The sequence below is a fragment of the Cupriavidus sp. LA-1 genome, from assembly GCF_055385985.1.
The window spans coordinates 2,357,273-2,372,367 of sequence record NZ_AP031388.1; the positions used below are offsets into that span (position 1 = coordinate 2,357,273).

18 protein-coding genes are annotated in these 15,095 nt (G+C 65.7%); 17 read left to right on the forward strand and 1 reads right to left on the reverse strand.

The genetic code is table 11. The features are described 5' to 3' along the window. The first annotated feature begins 20 nt into the window (after positions 1-20). The 5 genes from ACZ5MJ_RS29820 to ACZ5MJ_RS29840 are packed head-to-tail and all read left to right on the forward strand — an operon-like array spanning position 21 to position 4,173. Positions 21-1,484, forward strand: coding sequence for an aldehyde dehydrogenase family protein (locus tag ACZ5MJ_RS29820; protein ID WP_464224608.1), 1,464 nt, complete (start codon positions 21-23; stop codon positions 1,482-1,484). Between the two features lie 14 nt (positions 1,485-1,498). Continuing rightward, positions 1,499-2,566, forward strand: coding sequence for a maleylacetate reductase (locus tag ACZ5MJ_RS29825; RefSeq protein WP_464224609.1), 1,068 nt, complete (start codon positions 1,499-1,501; stop codon positions 2,564-2,566). Between the two features lie 56 nt (positions 2,567-2,622). Next, positions 2,623-3,507 carry an intradiol ring-cleavage dioxygenase gene (locus tag ACZ5MJ_RS29830; RefSeq protein WP_464224610.1) on the forward strand — a complete coding sequence of 295 codons (885 nt, stop codon included), beginning with the start codon at positions 2,623-2,625 and terminating at the stop codon, positions 3,505-3,507. 5 nt (positions 3,508-3,512) lie between these two features. Further along, entirely contained in the window at positions 3,513-3,827 is a 315-nt protein-coding gene (locus ACZ5MJ_RS29835; RefSeq protein ID WP_464224611.1) for a YciI family protein, read from the forward strand. Between the two features lie 16 nt (positions 3,828-3,843). After that, positions 3,844-4,173 (forward strand): Rieske (2Fe-2S) protein, encoded by a 330-nt coding sequence (locus tag ACZ5MJ_RS29840; protein ID WP_464224612.1) that lies wholly within the window; start codon positions 3,844-3,846, stop codon positions 4,171-4,173. A gap of 37 nt (positions 4,174-4,210) precedes the next feature. On the opposite strand, the gene ACZ5MJ_RS29845 is transcribed toward ACZ5MJ_RS29840, so the two are convergent. After that, entirely contained in the window at positions 4,211-4,804 is a 594-nt protein-coding gene (locus ACZ5MJ_RS29845; protein ID WP_464224613.1) for a TetR/AcrR family transcriptional regulator, read from the reverse strand. 173 nt (positions 4,805-4,977) lie between these two features. Between ACZ5MJ_RS29845 and ACZ5MJ_RS29850 the strand changes: the two genes are divergently transcribed. The 12 genes from ACZ5MJ_RS29850 (at position 4,978) to ACZ5MJ_RS29905 (ending at position 15,088) form a co-directional block, all read left to right on the forward strand. Further along, positions 4,978-5,799 carry an alpha/beta fold hydrolase gene (locus tag ACZ5MJ_RS29850; protein WP_464224614.1) on the forward strand — a complete coding sequence of 274 codons (822 nt, stop codon included), beginning with the start codon at positions 4,978-4,980 and terminating at the stop codon, positions 5,797-5,799. Between the two features lie 4 nt (positions 5,800-5,803). After that, positions 5,804-6,100, forward strand: coding sequence for a hypothetical protein (locus ACZ5MJ_RS29855; RefSeq protein ID WP_464224615.1), 297 nt, complete (start codon positions 5,804-5,806; stop codon positions 6,098-6,100). Between the two features lie 10 nt (positions 6,101-6,110). Further along, the gene (locus ACZ5MJ_RS29860) at positions 6,111-6,950 is read left to right on the forward strand and encodes a DODA-type extradiol aromatic ring-opening family dioxygenase (RefSeq protein WP_464224616.1); all 840 of its coding nucleotides are present in this window, start codon (positions 6,111-6,113) and stop codon (positions 6,948-6,950) included. A gap of 22 nt (positions 6,951-6,972) precedes the next feature. Further along, positions 6,973-7,317 (forward strand): non-heme iron oxygenase ferredoxin subunit, encoded by a 345-nt coding sequence (locus ACZ5MJ_RS29865; protein WP_464224617.1) that lies wholly within the window; start codon positions 6,973-6,975, stop codon positions 7,315-7,317. Between the two features lie 10 nt (positions 7,318-7,327). After that, positions 7,328-8,731: an aromatic ring-hydroxylating dioxygenase subunit alpha gene (locus tag ACZ5MJ_RS29870; RefSeq protein WP_464224618.1), complete on the forward strand. Its 1,404-nt coding sequence runs from the start codon at positions 7,328-7,330 to the stop codon at positions 8,729-8,731. Further along, a complete protein-coding gene (locus ACZ5MJ_RS29875; protein ID WP_464224619.1) occupies positions 8,728-9,279 on the forward strand; it encodes a 3-phenylpropionate/cinnamic acid dioxygenase subunit beta in 552 nt (183 codons plus the stop codon). The genes ACZ5MJ_RS29870 and ACZ5MJ_RS29875 overlap by 4 nt, the downstream gene beginning before the upstream one ends. Before the next feature lie 2 nt (positions 9,280-9,281). After that, positions 9,282-10,097 carry a 3-(cis-5,6-dihydroxycyclohexa-1,3-dien-1-yl)propanoate dehydrogenase gene (hcaB, locus tag ACZ5MJ_RS29880; RefSeq protein ID WP_464224620.1) on the forward strand — a complete coding sequence of 272 codons (816 nt, stop codon included), beginning with the start codon at positions 9,282-9,284 and terminating at the stop codon, positions 10,095-10,097. Between the two features lie 16 nt (positions 10,098-10,113). Further along, positions 10,114-11,124, forward strand: a complete 1,011-nt coding sequence (locus tag ACZ5MJ_RS29885; protein WP_464224621.1) for an NAD(P)H-dependent flavin oxidoreductase — start codon at positions 10,114-10,116, stop codon at positions 11,122-11,124. Positions 11,125-11,206: 82 nt separating this feature from the next. Next, positions 11,207-11,986 carry a 2-keto-4-pentenoate hydratase gene (locus tag ACZ5MJ_RS29890; protein WP_464224622.1) on the forward strand — a complete coding sequence of 260 codons (780 nt, stop codon included), beginning with the start codon at positions 11,207-11,209 and terminating at the stop codon, positions 11,984-11,986. Between the two features lie 45 nt (positions 11,987-12,031). Beyond that, entirely contained in the window at positions 12,032-12,232 is a 201-nt protein-coding gene (locus ACZ5MJ_RS29895; protein ID WP_464224623.1) for a hypothetical protein, read from the forward strand. After that, the gene (locus ACZ5MJ_RS29900; RefSeq protein ID WP_464224624.1) at positions 12,229-14,094 is read left to right on the forward strand and encodes a feruloyl-CoA synthase; all 1,866 of its coding nucleotides are present in this window, start codon (positions 12,229-12,231) and stop codon (positions 14,092-14,094) included. Before ACZ5MJ_RS29895 ends, ACZ5MJ_RS29900 begins: the two co-directional genes overlap by 4 nt. A gap of 40 nt (positions 14,095-14,134) precedes the next feature. Beyond that, on the forward strand, positions 14,135-15,088 hold the full coding sequence (locus ACZ5MJ_RS29905; RefSeq protein WP_464224625.1) for an acetaldehyde dehydrogenase (acetylating): 954 nt from the start codon (positions 14,135-14,137) through the stop codon (positions 15,086-15,088). The last annotated feature ends 7 nt before the right edge of the window (positions 15,089-15,095 follow it).

Genomic DNA, 15,095 nt, shown 5'->3' on the forward strand with positions numbered 1-15,095 from the left:
CACTCACGGAATATCGCAACATGCAAAACAAGCTCTTCATCAATGGCCGCTTCGTCGACGCGCTGGCCGGCGGCACCATCGACGTGCTGAATCCGCACGACGCCAGCCTCATTACCTCGATCGCCGCGGCCGAGGCGGCCGATGTGGATCTCGCCGTCGAGGCCGCCGCCAGGGCGTTCCCCGCCTGGTCCCGCATGGCCGCCGCCGAACGCGGGCGCCTGCTGCTGAAGCTGGCCGATGCCATCGAAGCGCACACCGAGGAACTGGCGCAGCTCGAATCGCTCGACACCGGGCACCCGATCCGCGACTCCCGCGCCCTGGACGTGCCGCGCACCGCCGCCTGCTTCCGCTACTTCGGCGGCATGGCCGACAAGCTGCAGGGCTCCGTCATCCCGGTGGAGACCGGCTTCCTCAACTACGTGCAGCGCTCCCCCATCGGCGTGGTCGGCCAGATCGTGCCGTGGAACTTCCCGCTGATGTTCACGAGCTGGAAGATGGGCCCGGCGCTGGCGGCGGGCAATACCGTGGTGATCAAGCCGTCCGAGCTGACGCCGCTGTCGTCGCTGCGGATTGCCGAGCTGATGGCAGAGGTGGGCTTTCCGGCGGGCGTTGTCAACATGGTGCCGGGTTACGGCCATACGGCGGGCCAGCGGCTGGCCGAGCATCCGGGGGTCGGCAAGATCGCCTTCACCGGCTCGACTGCGACCGGCCGGCGCATCGTGGACGCGTCGAAGGGCAACCTGAAACGCGTGCAGCTCGAACTGGGCGGCAAGGGCGCCAACATCGTCTTCGAAGACGCCAATCTGGACGCGGCCATCAACGGCGCTGCCTGGGCGATCTTCCACAACCAGGGGCAGGCGTGCATTGCGGGCTCGCGGCTGGTGCTGCATGAACGCATTGCCGACGAATTCCTCGACCGCTTCGGCAAGCTGGCGGCATCGATCCGGCTGGGCAATCCGCTCGATCCGGAGACCGAAATGGGGCCGTTGACGTCGGCGCAGCATCGTGACAAGGTGCTGTCCTATGCCGGCCTGGCGCAAGCGCAGGGCGGGCGGGTGCTGACCGGCGGCCGGGCGCCGGCGCTGCCGGGGCTGGAGCGTGGCTACTACGTCGAGCCCACCATCGTCGAGGCAAAGCCGCACGACCGCGTGGCGCAGGAGGAAGTGTTTGGTCCCTTCGTCACGGTGCTGCGCTTCGGCAGCGACGAGGAGGCGCTGGCCATCGCCAACGCGACCGAGTATGGCCTTGGCAGCGGCCTGTGGACGCGCGACCTGAGCCGCGCCCACAAGATGGCCAACAGCATTCAAGCCGGCATGTGCTGGATCAACTGCTACAAGCGGGTGAACCCCGGCAGCCCGTTCGGCGGGATTGGCCAGTCCGGCTACGGTCGCGAAATGGGCTTCGAGGCCATGCACGACTACACTGAAGCGCGGTCGGTGTGGGTCAATGTCGACGCGACGATACCGCCGCACTTCAAGCGCTGAAGGAGGGTAGGGCGATGGATGCCTTTGTCTACCAGGCCACGCCGTCACGCGTGGTCTTCGGGGCCGGCCGGCTGGCGGCGCTGCCCGACGAGGTGAAGCGGCTGGGCGCGCGGCGCGCGCTGGTTCTCACCACGCCGGAGCAGCGCCCGCTGGGCGAGCGCGTGGCGGCGCTGCTGGGCGAGTGCTCGGCGGGTGTCTACAGCCAGGCGGTGATGCACGTGCCGGTCGAGGTCGCGCAGGCCGCCCGTGACGAGGCCGCACGGCTGGGGGCCGACTGCTACGTGGCAGTCGGCGGCGGCTCGACCATCGGCCTGGGCAAGGCCATCGCGCTGGCCTCCGGCCAGCCGATCATCGCCGTACCGACCACCTACGCCGGGTCGGAAGTCACGCCGATCTACGGCCTCACCGAAGGCCGCCTGAAGAAGACCGGCCGCGACCCGCGCGTGCTGCCGCGCACGGTGGTCTATGACCCGCAACTGACGCTCACCCTGCCGGCCGACATCTCGGCCGCTTCCGGCATGAACGCGATGGCGCACGCCGTGGAGGCCCTGTATGCCGAGGACGCCAATCCCATCGTCAGCCTGATGGCCGAGGCGTCGATCCGGGCGCTGGCGGGCTCGCTGCCGACCGTGGTGCAACACCCGGGCGACATCGACGCCCGTGGCCGCGCCCTGTACGGCGCGTGGCTGGCCGGTGTCTGCCTGGGCACGGTCGGCATGGCGATCCATCACAAGCTCTGCCACACGCTGGGCGGCACCTTCAATCTGCCGCACGCGCAGACGCACGCCGCCATGCTGCCGCATACCGCCCACTACAACCACGCCGCCGTGCCGCGGGCGCTGGAGCGGGTCGCGCGAGCGCTTGGCGGTGAGCGGGCGGAGGATGCCGGGCCGCTGCTGTTCCGGCTGAACCGGACGCTGGGCATCGCCACCGCGCTGTCGGCAGTCGGCATGCCGGAGGACGGGCTGGACGAGGCCGCCACGCTGGCCTGCACCAATCCGTACTACAACCCTCGGCCGATCGAGCGTGACGCAATCCGGGCGCTGCTCGGCCGGGCATGGCGGGGAGAAGGCCCGGCCTGATGGTCGGCACAGCAGGCACAGCAGGCACAGCAGGCACAGCACAAAAGGACAAGATCATGGAGACAACACCCCACGCCGCCGCCGAAGCCGCCATCACCGAACAGGTCGTGGCCCGCTTCGCCGATACCCCCGACCCGCGCCTGCGCGCGCTGATGCAGGGGCTGGTGCGCCACCTGCACGCGTACGTCCGCGAGTTCGAGCCGACCGAGGAAGAGTGGTTCGCCGCCATCCAGTTCCTGACCGATACCGGCAAGATGTGCGACGGCGTCGTACGGCAGGAATTCATCCTGCTGTCCGACACGCTGGGCGTGTCGATGCTGGTCGACGCCATCAACCATCGCCAGTCCACCGGCGCCACCGACACCACGGTCTTCGGCCCGTTCTACATCGCCGGCATGCCCGACCGCGCATCCGGCGAGAACATGGCCCTCACCCCCGGCACCCCGGCACTGGTCCACGGACGCGTCTTTTCGTCCGATGGCACGCCGCTGCGCAACGCCGTGCTCGACATCTGGCAGACCGCCGAAAACGGCATGTACTCCGGCCAGGACACCGCCCAGCCCACCGGCAACCTGCGCGGCCGCTACCGCACCGACGAGGAAGGCTACTACGCCATCCGCACCATCGTGCCGGTGTGCTACCCAATCCCGAGCGATGGCCCGGTCGGCCGCATGCTCGCCGCCACCAGACGGCATCCATGGCGGCCGGCGCACCTGCACTTCATGATCGATGCGCCCGGCCATCGCAAGCTGGTCACGCACCTGTTCAACAAGGGTGACCCGTACCTGGACTCGGACGCGGTGTTCGGCGTCAAGGCATCGCTGCAGGTGGCCTACGAGGAGCGCCCCGCTGACCATCCGCTGGCGCGGCGCTTTGGTATTGACGGCCCGTTCCGCGAGGCGCGCTACGACTTCGTCCTCGACCCGACTGCACAAGGATAACCGGCATGTCCCGCTTCTACGCCATCTTCGCCACCGACAAGCCAGACATGCTGGCCGTGCGCGAGCGCGTGCGCCCCGCCCATCGCGCCTACCTGCGCAATGCCGCCGCCGAGCACACCGTGCTTGTGCGGCTGGGCGGGCCGACGCTGGACACGCAGGCCGCCACCATGAACGGCACACTGCTGGTCATCGAGGCCGAGCATATCGACGATGTCCACCGCTTCGTCAGTGGCGATCCGTATATGCACGCCGGCATCTTCGAGCGTGTGGAAATCCGCCCCTGGGACTGGAGCCTGGGCAACCCCGAGCGCCGGGTCTGAGGTCATGGACAAGGTCATGGATGCCAAGGTCCTTTGCCGCCTGGACGCCGTGCCCGACGGCGGCGCCAGCGTGATCGACCGCGAGCCGGGAATCATCGTGCTCCGGCGGGGCGGGCAGGCCTGGGCTTATATCAATCGATGCCCTCACTTCTCCATTCCGCTGGACTTCGAGCCTGGCACGATCTGCACCTATGAGGGCGAGGTACTGATGTGCGCCCATCATTCCGCTCTGTTCCGCTTTACCGACGGGGTCTGCATCGATGGTCCGTGTCGCGATGCGAAGCTTTCACCTCTGGAGGTGGAGGTAATTCAGGGTGAGGTTCGCCTGTGCTGCCCCGGGGAATAACCTGTCAAGACCGGCAAGGCATTTGCGGAACAGGACCCTAGTTCGGTGTCAACAGGAGCTTTTCCATGACGGCCCGACGTTCCGCTTTCTGTTCGTCATTGCCTTGATGAGAAAGCAACGACTCCGACAATTCATAGCTGTACAGGGCGAACGCCCTTGCCCTGGCCTCGGCTATGCCGAATCCCAGCGCGCTAAAGCATTGCGAGACATAAGAGAGCCGCTTGGCATCGACCTCGTCCAGTACCTGGCGCACACGCTCGTCACGGCGCGCCCAAGCGCGGATGGCGAGCTCCGTCGAGGCGGCCTCCTGTGCCGCAACGCCGCGAAACGGCAGCGATAGCAGATCGTGGATCAGGTCGCGCGGTGCCAGGTTGCGCCGTTCGAAGCGGTGAATGATCTGTTCCGTGGCCTCGTCCCGCCACGATTCAAGCATGCGGCGCAGCAGGTCGTCGCGATCCTTGAAATGCCAGTAGAAGCTGCCGCGCGTGACGCCAAGTTCCTTGGATAGCACTTCCACGCGCACCGCGTCCACACTGCGGCTTACCAGCAGGTTACGGGCGGCGTTGATCCAGTCCTCGGGGGTCAGTTGGTTGCGCGCAGGGACTGCCGCACCTGGCGTGGCTTTCGTCATACGGTCTCCATCAGCAACGTGCACGATTCTACTACTGGTCACAAATACATAGGTGTATGGTGCACTTTTCTGCATTTCTCGCGTAAACCCTAGGAAAATTCGACCATTTATTGCCTTGACCGATCCGAATCCACTTCCTACCATACACATACGTATGTGTATGGAGGATCTTGATGGGCAAGTTTGAAGGTGTGGGTTCTACCCTGGTCGCCGCTGGCCACCAGACCAATTACTTTGATCAGGGCGCGGGCAAGCCTTTGTTCTTGCTGCACGGGTCGGGGCCAGGCGTCTCGGGCTGGACGAACTGGAAAGGCGTGATGAACGAGCTGTCGCAGTCGTTCCGCGTGATTGTTCCGGACATCGCCGGCTTCGGTTTCACCGAGTTCAAGGACGGTACCAGGTACGACATCAAGCTCTGGGTCAGCCATCTGGTCGGGATCATGGATGCGCTGGAGATCGAGCGTGCGTCGTTCGTTGGCAACTCGTTCGGCGGCGCGCTGTCGCTGGGCCTGGCCGTGTTTGATCCCAAGCGAGTCGAAAAGCTGGTGCTGCTGGGCACGCCGGCCGGCGAGTTCGAACAGACCCCCGGCCTGCGCTCGGCCTGGGAGTACGAACCGTCGCCGGAGAACATGGAGAAGACCATGCGCCTGTTTCCGTACGACCAGTCGATCATCACGTCGGAGATGGTGCAGTCCCGCTATGAAGCCAGCGCGCGCCCCGGCGCCCAGGAGGCACTGCGCAAGCTGATTCCGCAGCCGAACGCGGAGGGGCCGACCCTCGTCAAGGGCTTTCCGGAGCATGTGGTGGCCAGGATCGAGGCGCCCACGCTGGTTCTGCATGGCCGCGAGGACCGCGTCGTGCCGTCGGCCTGCGGCCAGTTGCTGGCGCGCGCGATTCCGAACGCCGACCTGCACCTGTTTGGCCGCTGCGGCCATTGGGTGCAAACCGAGCGAAGGGCCGATTTCCTGAAGCTGGTTTCCGACTTCATCGCCTGACGCCATGAGCCGCAACGTACTCGAGCGGGTGCTGCACCAGTTGAGCGTCGACCGGTCTGCCAAGCAGCGCTTCCGCGATGACCCGGAGGCCTTCCTGCAGCGTTTTGCGCTGACGGAAGCTGAGCGCGCGATGTTGATAGGTTTTGACGTACTTGGGCTCCAGCAGGCCGGCGTGAACCCCATGCTGACCATGGGGTTCTGGCAGGAACTCTCGCCCGAGCGCGACATGCGCGCCTATATGAAGAAGCTGCGCCCGGTGGGTGCGTCCGAGGCGCTGCATAGCGCTGCCCTGAAGCAATAGGTGAGCAAAGATGGGACAAATCGTAGGCGGCTTCCTGGTGCCGCACGACCCGGTCATGTTCGTGGCCCCGCAGGCCCCGGCACCGGCCGTACAGGATCGTATGTGGGGGGCATTTGCCACCTGCGCCCGGCGCCTGGCTGAACTGGAGCCGACCAGCGTCATCGTGGTGGGCGCCGACCACTACATGCTGTTTGGCACGACCTGCCTGCCGAGCTACCTGATCGGGACTGGCGACGTTGACGGCCCGCTGGACGTGATGCCGGGGCTGAAGCGCGGACACATCCCCAACAGCGAAGGCCTGGCTGCCCATATCGCGTCCGACGGCCATGCGCGCGGCTACGACTGGGCGGTGGCGCGTGCCTTGACGGTCGACCACGCCATCGCCATCCCGAACCAACTGATGATCCAGCCGATGCGCGAAGCCGGCCGCAGTGTCGGCACCGTTCCGGTCTACCTGGCCGCCGGCGTGGACCCGTACATCCGGATTGCGCGAGCCATCGAAGTCGGACGCCAGATCCGCGAGGCGGTGGAGTCGTTTGACGCCAGTGAGCGGGTAGCCGTGATTGGCAGCGGGGGCATCAGCCATTGGGTTGGCACGGCGGAAATGGGCCGCGTCAACGCGGATTTCGACCACCAGATCCTGGATTACGCCCAGCGTGGCGACCTGGCCTCATTGGCCGCACTCAGCGACGAAACCATCCTCGCCAACGGCGGCAATGGCGGCATGGAGATCCGCAACTGGGCCTGCGCCATGGGCGCCCTCGAGGGTGCGCGCGGTGAGGTGATCGCCTACGAGGCCGTGCCGGAATGGGTGACCGGCCTTGGATTCGTGCAGCTGCATCGGCAGTAATGCACGCAGACGGAAAGCAGACATGAGCAAGAAGGTATTCCTCCTGAAGCGCGATGCGCTCGAGCCCGGCCAGGTGTGCAAGGTCGAAACCAACGGCTGCCCGCTGGCGGTCTACAACGTCGACGGCACCTTCTATGCCACCAGCGATGTATGCACGCATGCGACTGCCTCGCTGTCCGAAGGCGAGATCGTCGATGGCGACATGATCGCCTGCCCGCTGCATGACGGGCAGTTCCATATCCCCACCGGCCAGGCCATGGCATTTCCCTGCACGGTGGACCTGCGCACCTACCAGGTGATCGAGGAAGGCGACGAGATCTACGCCGACCTCGAGCAGGAGTCCGAAGCCGCAACGTCGGCCATCTGAGGAATTTGACATGACACATGACTGCACGGGCAACTGCGAACGCCTGCGAAAGGATCCGGTCAGTGAACCGCTGCGCGGGCTTGACCGACTGATCGACCTCGACGCCGGCCGCCTGTCGCGCCGCGTTTACTGGGACCACCGCATCTACGAGCAGGAGCTGGAGAAGATCTTCGCGCGCAGCTGGCTGTTCCTGGCCCATGAATCCCAGATCCCCAAGTCCGGCGACTACGTCACCACCTACATGGCGGAAGACAACGTCATCGTCGTGCGCCAGAAGGACGGATCAGTCAAGGCGTTCCTCAACACCTGCCCGCATCGCGGCAACAAGCTGAACTTCACCGATGCCGGCAATGCCCGGACCTTCGTCTGCAACTATCACGGCTGGGCCTTCGGCATCGATGGCGCGCTGCGCGGCATGGCCGGGCAGGAGCTGTTCGAGGACAGCGGCATGAACCGCGCCGAGCACGGCCTGCACCCGGTGGCGCAGGTGGCGACCTACAAGGGCCTGGTGTTCGGCAACATGGACCCCGATGCACCGTCGCTGGAATCCTACCTGGGCGACTTCCGCTACTACCTCGACGTGGTGCTCGACATGGACGGGCAGGGCACGGAGTTTGTCGGCGGTTGCGTGAAGTCGGTGATCAACTGCAACTGGAAGGTCCCCGTCGAAAACTTCATCGGCGACATCTACCACGCGCTGTGGACGCACGACTCGGGCGCACGCGCCATGTTGGGCGGGCCGGTTGCCGAGGTCTACAAGGATCCCGATTCCTATCACGTCAACTTCAACGGCCATGGCTGGGAGTTCAACCTGGACGTGGTGGGGAACGCCGCGACGCTGGGCGACAAGGAGATCCGCAAATACCTGTACAGCATGCAGCCGAAGGTTGCGGAACGCCTGGGCGAGTTCCGCTCGAAGATGATCGGCTCGATCTCCTCGGTCAGCGTGTTCCCGAACCTGTCGTTCCTGCCGGGGCAGAACACGTTCCGGGTCTGGCATCCGCGCGGCCCGGGCAAGATCGAACTTCATACCTGGACCATCGTCAACAAGAGCGCGCCGCAGGAGATCAAGGACCGCTGGCTGAAGGGCACGATGATTACCTTCTCGCCGTCGGGCGTGTTCGAGATGGATGACGGCGAGAACTTCGAGTTCTCGACGCGCACCAACGCGGGATTCGTCACGCGCCAGCAGGATCTGTACATGGGCCTGGGCCGTGGCTCACGGGTAGAGGATAGCGAACTGCCGGGCAACGTCTACCGCAACCAGGTGAACGAGGCCAACCACCGCGCGTTCTACCAGCGCTGGCTCGACCTGATGCGCTCGCGCCATTGGTCCGAAGTACCGGTGCGCGACCAAGCTAGCCTGGAAGACAGCGCCTATACCTACCAGAGCAATGCCAGGGAGGCCGCATGAGCGCGCTGCCGAAAGCCCTGCCCGAGGCGACGGGCGAGCAACTGGTGGATCTCGAGACCGCGCACCGCATCGGGCAGTTCCTGTTCCGCGAGGCGCGCTTGCTGGATAGCGAAGCCTGGGAGGAATGGCTCGCCCTGGTGACCCCCGATATCCACTACTGGATGCCGGCGATCGAGAACCGCCGCCGCGCCGACAAGCTGGGCGCTTATGCGCCGGGCCGCGGCGCCTTCTTTGACGATAACCACCTTGACCTGGAACGGCGGGTGGCGCGCTTCAGGCAGCCGTCGGCCTGGGCCGAGGATCCGCCGACGCGCCACGTGCACGTGATCAGCAACATCGAAGCGCTGCACGGCGTCGCTCCGGACGAGTTCCTTGTCCATTCGGTCTTCGTCAACTACCGCAGCCGGGGCGAAGCCGACAACGATCTTCTGCTGGGCCGTCGTGAAGATGTGCTGCGCGTAGTGGATGGCGACTTCCGGATCGCGCGTCGCAAGATCGTGATTACGCAGTCGCTGTTCATGTCCAAGAACCTCAACACCTTCCTGTGACCATGGGCTGGCTAAATGACGATGTGGCGCTGGTTACCGGGGCCAACTCGGGGATCGGACTGGCAGTAGTGCGGCGCTTCCTGGCCGAAGGGGCCAAGGGGATCGGCGTGCTGGTGCGCAATGGCAATGGCGCCGACAGGTTGCGGGAAGCGTTGGGCGACCGAGTGGCGATCACGGTTGGTGATGTGCGCTCGCCGGAGGCCAACGCGCAAGCCGTGGCCAACACGCTCAAGGCATTCGGCAAGCTCGATACGCTGGTCGGCAATGCGGGGGTGTGGGACTACTTTGCGCCGCTGCGCAAGTTTGCCGACGGGCAGCAGGTCGCCGATACCTACCGGGAAGTCTTCGATATCAATGTGCTGGGCTACCTGCTGGCGGCCTATGCAGCGGCGCCGGCACTGCGCGAAAGCCGCGGCAGCATGATCTTCACGCTTTCCAATGCGGCGTTCTATGCCGGTGGCGGCGGGCCGGCATACGTGGCGTCAAAGCATGCGTGCGTCGGGCTGATCAAGCAGCTCGCGTATGAGCTGGCGCCGGATGTGCGCGTCAATGGCGTTGCGCCGGGCGGCACGGTGACGCCGCTGAAGGGACCGGAGTCGCTGGGCAAGCAGGGAGCGAAGCTGTCAGAGATTCCAGGCTTCGGCGATGCCGTGGCTGAAGCGGTGCCGCTCGGCTTCATTGCGCAGCCGGAAGACCACACCGGGCACTACGTGCTGCTCGCTTCCCGTACCAATTCGCCAGCCACCACGGCAGCCATCCTGCAAAGCGATGGCGGCTGGGAAGTGCGTGGGCGGCCCGCGCGACGACCGCGCGACTGAACGAAACAACGAAGACATGAACGCCCCCATTCCAAACTCCGCCTCGGCGCACGCAGTCTTGCGCGCGACCTTCTCCGCTGCGCGCCTGCCGGTGATGGCCGCACCGATGTTCCTGGTTTCCGGCCCTGAACTGGTCTGCGCCAGCCTCAGCGCGGGCATCGTCGGCACCTATGCCGCGCCCAACGCCCGCAATATCGAGGCGCTCGACCAGGCGCTTGCACAGATCTCCGAGCATGCCAAGGCTAGCCCGACGGTGCCGTGGGCACTGAATATGATCGTGCACAGCAGCTACGACCGCTTCGAGGCCGAGATGGCGCTGGTCGAGCGCTATCGGCCCGGCATCGTTACCACTGCCCTGGGCAGCCCACGCCGGGTGCTGGATCGGGTGCACGCCTATGGCGGGCTGGTGATGGCCGATGTCATTTCGCCGGCGCTGGCGCGCAAGGCCATCGAGGCTGGCGTGGATGGCCTGGTGCTGGTGAGCAGCGGCGCCGGCGGTCATACCGGCCAATACCACCCGTTCTCGTTCCTGGCGGAGGTGCGCGAGTTCTGGGACGGCCCTATCGGCCTGGCCGGTGCCATCTCCAGCGGTGCACAGATCCGCGCGGCACAGTTGCTTGGCGCCGATTTCGTGGTGGTCGGCACCCGGCTGATCGCAACGCCGGAAAGCATGGTGCCCCAGCCATACCGCGACCTGCTGGTGGCAAGCCGCATGGAGGATCTTGCGCTGTCCAGCGCCGTCTCCGGCGTGCCGGCCAACTGGCTCAAGCCGACGCTCGAGGCCGCCGGCTTCACGCCCGAACAGCTCAAGGCGGAAGGCAGGATCGATTTCTCCGGCGATATCGTGGCGGCGCCAAAGGCCTGGAAGGACGTCTGGTCGGCCGGGCATGGCGTCGGCGCGGTGCGCACGGTGGCCACTGTCGCACAGGTGGTGGCGGAGCTGGAGACGGACTATATCGCCTGCCTGCACGACGAGCAGGCTGCCACGGCAGTGCTGATCGGCCGCTACGCAGGCATCCCGGCATGACGGGTCCTGCTTTGCAATGAAGGGACGGACAGACGCAAGCAAGCGCGGCGTCCCCGGAATCAAACCATAAGGTAGACACAGGATGACAGCCCCTCATATCCAGCAGGCAGCCGACGCGCTGCACCAGGCGCGGCATAGCCGCGCCCCGATCCCGCGCATTTCAGAATCGTATGGTATCGCCAGCCTTGACGATGCCTATGCCGTTGCCGACGTCAATACGCAACGGGCCTTGTCGGCAGGCCGCGTGGTCAGCGGCAAGAAGATCGGCCTGACGTCGGTTGCCGTGCAGAAACAGCTCGGCGTCGACCAGCCGGACTTTGGTGTCCTCTTCGCTGACATGGAGTACGTCAGCGGCGCGGCGGTACCCGTGTCCGCGCTGATCCAGCCGAAGGCCGAAGGGGAGGTGGCCTTCGTGATGGGAAAGGATCTCGAGGGCGACCTGACCTGGGGCCGGTTCCTGAGCGCGATCGAGTACGCCTTGCCGGCGATTGAGATCGTCGACAGCGCGATCCGGGACTGGCGCATCACACTGGTCGATACCGTCGCGGATAACGCCTCTTGCGGCCTCTACGTGCTGGGCGCGGATCCGAAGCGCCTGACTGACGTCACGCTGCCGGAATGCGACATGCGCTTCCTGCGCGATGGTGTGGTGAGCTCGGAGGGGAGCGGCGCTGCCTGCCTGGGCCATCCGCTGAACGCAGCCTGGTGGCTGGCCCGGACCATGCTGAAGGCAGGAGCGCCCTTGCGCGCTGGCGATGTCGTGCTTTCGGGTGCGATGGGGCCCATGTTCCCGATCCGGGCAGGGGAGGACTTGCTGCTTGAAGTGGGCGGGCTCGGTCGGGTGATCTGCCGCACTGAGTAAATCGATCGTCGTTCCCGCCTCGGACAGCGGGACTCAGGAGACAACATGGAACAAGCAATCTGCAGGGCGGCAGCCATCGCGCTGGCCACCTCGGCAGCGCTCACCCTTTTTCCGGACAGGGCCCAGGCGCAGACCGGTGCCACACACGGCGTCTCTAGCGTCGGCAAGACCGGACATCCGGTCGATGACAGCGCAAGCCGGGTGCCGGTCAAGGTTCAGGACGGCCGCCGGAGGATCGCGAAATGAACGCAATCGCTCCCCGCCTGCTCGCCGACTGCCCGTCCGGCGCCACCAGCGAGGCCCGCCCGGTTCTGCTGTCAGCGCCCGATATCGCTGTCGACCGGCGCGAGGATGGCAGCTTCGTGCTGCGCTCCACCCAGATGCTGCAGCCCTATGCGCGCTGCATCGGCGACTGGCTGCAATACTGGGCGCAGGAGGATGGCAGCCGCACGTTCCTGGCAGAGCGGCGTGGCGAAGGCTGGCGCCGCGTAAGCTACAGCGAGGCACTGGCCGCCGTCCGTCGCATTGGGCAGGGCATCCTGGACTTTCGGGTTGCCGAGGACGCCCCGATCGTGGCGCTGTCGGAAAACAGCGTTAACCTGGCCTTGCTTTCGCTCGGCGCCATGCATGTCGGCCGGCGTATCGCGGTGGTGTCATCTGCCTATACCCTGGTTGCCAAGGACCATGGGAAGCTGCATGCCATTCTCGATCGGCTGCAGCCAGGCCTGCTCTATGCGGAGAATGCCACGCATTATGGTGCGGCGATCTCCGCGTGGAAGCCGGCGTGTCCGGTGGTGTTCACGGAGGGTGCGGCGAACGGTGCATTGCCCTTTGACACACTGCTGGACACCACGCCTGGCGTTGAGGTCGATGCCGCGTTCGCCGAGGTCGGCGGCGACACGGTCGCCCGCATCCTGCTGACTTCCGGGTCGACCGGCGTGCCCAAGCTGGTGCCGAATACCCATCGCATGCTGTGCGCCAATCAGCAGATGATCGCGCAGTGCTGGCGCTTCGTCGACAAGGCGCACCCCGTCGTGCTCGACTGGCTGCCATGGAGCCATACCTTCGGCGCCAATCACAACTTCAATCTGGTGCTGCGCAATGGCGGCACGCTATATATCGACAACGGTCGTCCGGCACCAGGGGCGATCGAGTCCACGCTGAAAGGGATTCGCGAAGTCAGGCCTACGCTGTTCTTCAATGTCCCGCGCGGCTACGACGTGCTGTTGCCCTACCTGGAGGCCGACGAATCGCTGGCCCGGGCGCTGTTCGAACGCCTCGACATGCTCTTCTTCGCCGCCGCGGCACTGCCTCAGCAATGCGCGGACCGGCTGCGCGCGGCGGCAGCGCGGGTTCGCGACGTGCCGCTGTTCCTTACCACCGAGTGGGGCTCGACGGAAACCTCGCCGGTCGTCACCAGCGCACACTTCCGGACCGCGGAGACCCGCAATATCGGAGTGCCGGTGCCCGGCGTGGAACTGAAGTTCACCCCCTGCCAGGACAAGTACGAGCTGCGCGTGCGAGGCCCCTCGATCTTCCCCGGCTATATCGGCGACGATGCGAAGACACGCGAGGCCTTCGACGAAGAGGGCTTCTATTGCATGGGAGACGCCGGCAAGCTCGCCGATATGGCGGACCCGAACGCCGGCGTCATCTTCGACGGACGCGTATCCGAGGACTTCAAGCTCACCACTGGCACGTGGGTATCGGTCGGTACGCTACGCATCGCGGCGGTGTCAGCCATGACGCCCTATGCCCAGGACGCAGTCGTTGCAGGCCATGACAGGGCGGAGGTGGGCTTGCTGATCTTCCCTACGGCGGCGCTGCGTGCGCTGGCCGGCGACGGCGCAGGCAGCCTGTGCGGCAAGTCGCTCGGAGAGCATCCGGCCGTGCGGCAGGTGCTCGGCGAGATCCTGGCCGCGCTGTGCAAGGGCGCCGGCAGTTCGCAACGGCCGGCCCGTGCGGTGCTGCTTTCCACGCCGCCATCGATTGAGCAAGGCGAGATCACCGACAAGGGCTATATCAACCAGCGCGCCGTGCTGACGCTGCGCGCCGATGACGTCGAGCGGCTTTACTCCGACTGCACGTCGGTCATCTACCCCCTCTGAATCCGGTCTGGAACAGACAGGAACAAACAAGGAAGCAGTCATGACGCGAAAACTGAAGGCGGCCATTATTGGCTCCGGCAACATCGGCACTGACCTGATGATCAAGATCCTCCGCCATGGGCGCCATATCGAGATGGGAGTCATGGTCGGTATCGACCCCGCTTCGGATGGCCTCGCGCGGGCGTCGCGCATGGGCGTGGCGACGTGTGCCACTGGCGCGGCAGGCCTGAAGGATATGCCGGAGTTTGCTGATATCGACATCGTGTTCGACGCCACTTCGGCAGGCGCGCACGTGCAGAACGACAAGCTGCTGCGCGAAGCCAGGCCCGGAATCCGCATGGTCGACCTGACGCCGGCCGCGATCGGCCCTTACTGCGTGCCGGTCGTCAACCTTGAAGCGCATCTGGACGCGAATAACGTCAATATGGTGACGTGCGGCGGTCAGGCCACCATTCCCATGGTGGCTGCGATCGCTGCGGTAACCAAGGTGCACTACGCCGAGATCGTAGCCTCGATCTCCAGCAAATCGGCCGGCCCGGGTACGCGCGCCAATATCGATGAGTTCACGGAAACCACCTCGCGCGCGCTCGAAGTGGTGGGTGGCGCCAGCAAGGGCAAGGCCATCATCGTGCTCAATCCCGCCGAACCGCCACTGCTGATGCGCGACACCGTCTATACGCTCTCGGAGCCGACCGATACCGACAAGGTGGAGCGCGCTGTGGAGGCGATGGTGGCGGCGGTCAACCGCTATGTGCCGGGCTATCGCCTGAAGCAGCGCGTGCAGTTCGAAACCTATGGTGCGGACCGCCCGCTGAACATCCCCGGCGTAGGCAAGCTGCCGGGTCTCAAGACGACGGTGTTCCTGGAGGTGGAGGGTGCCGCGCACTACCTGCCGGCCTATGCGGGGAACCTCGACATCATGACCTCGGCCGCGCTCGCCACCGCCGAAAAGCTGGCGGAGCGCCAGATCGCTGCCGCCGGCGCCGCGGCTTGAATTCCTG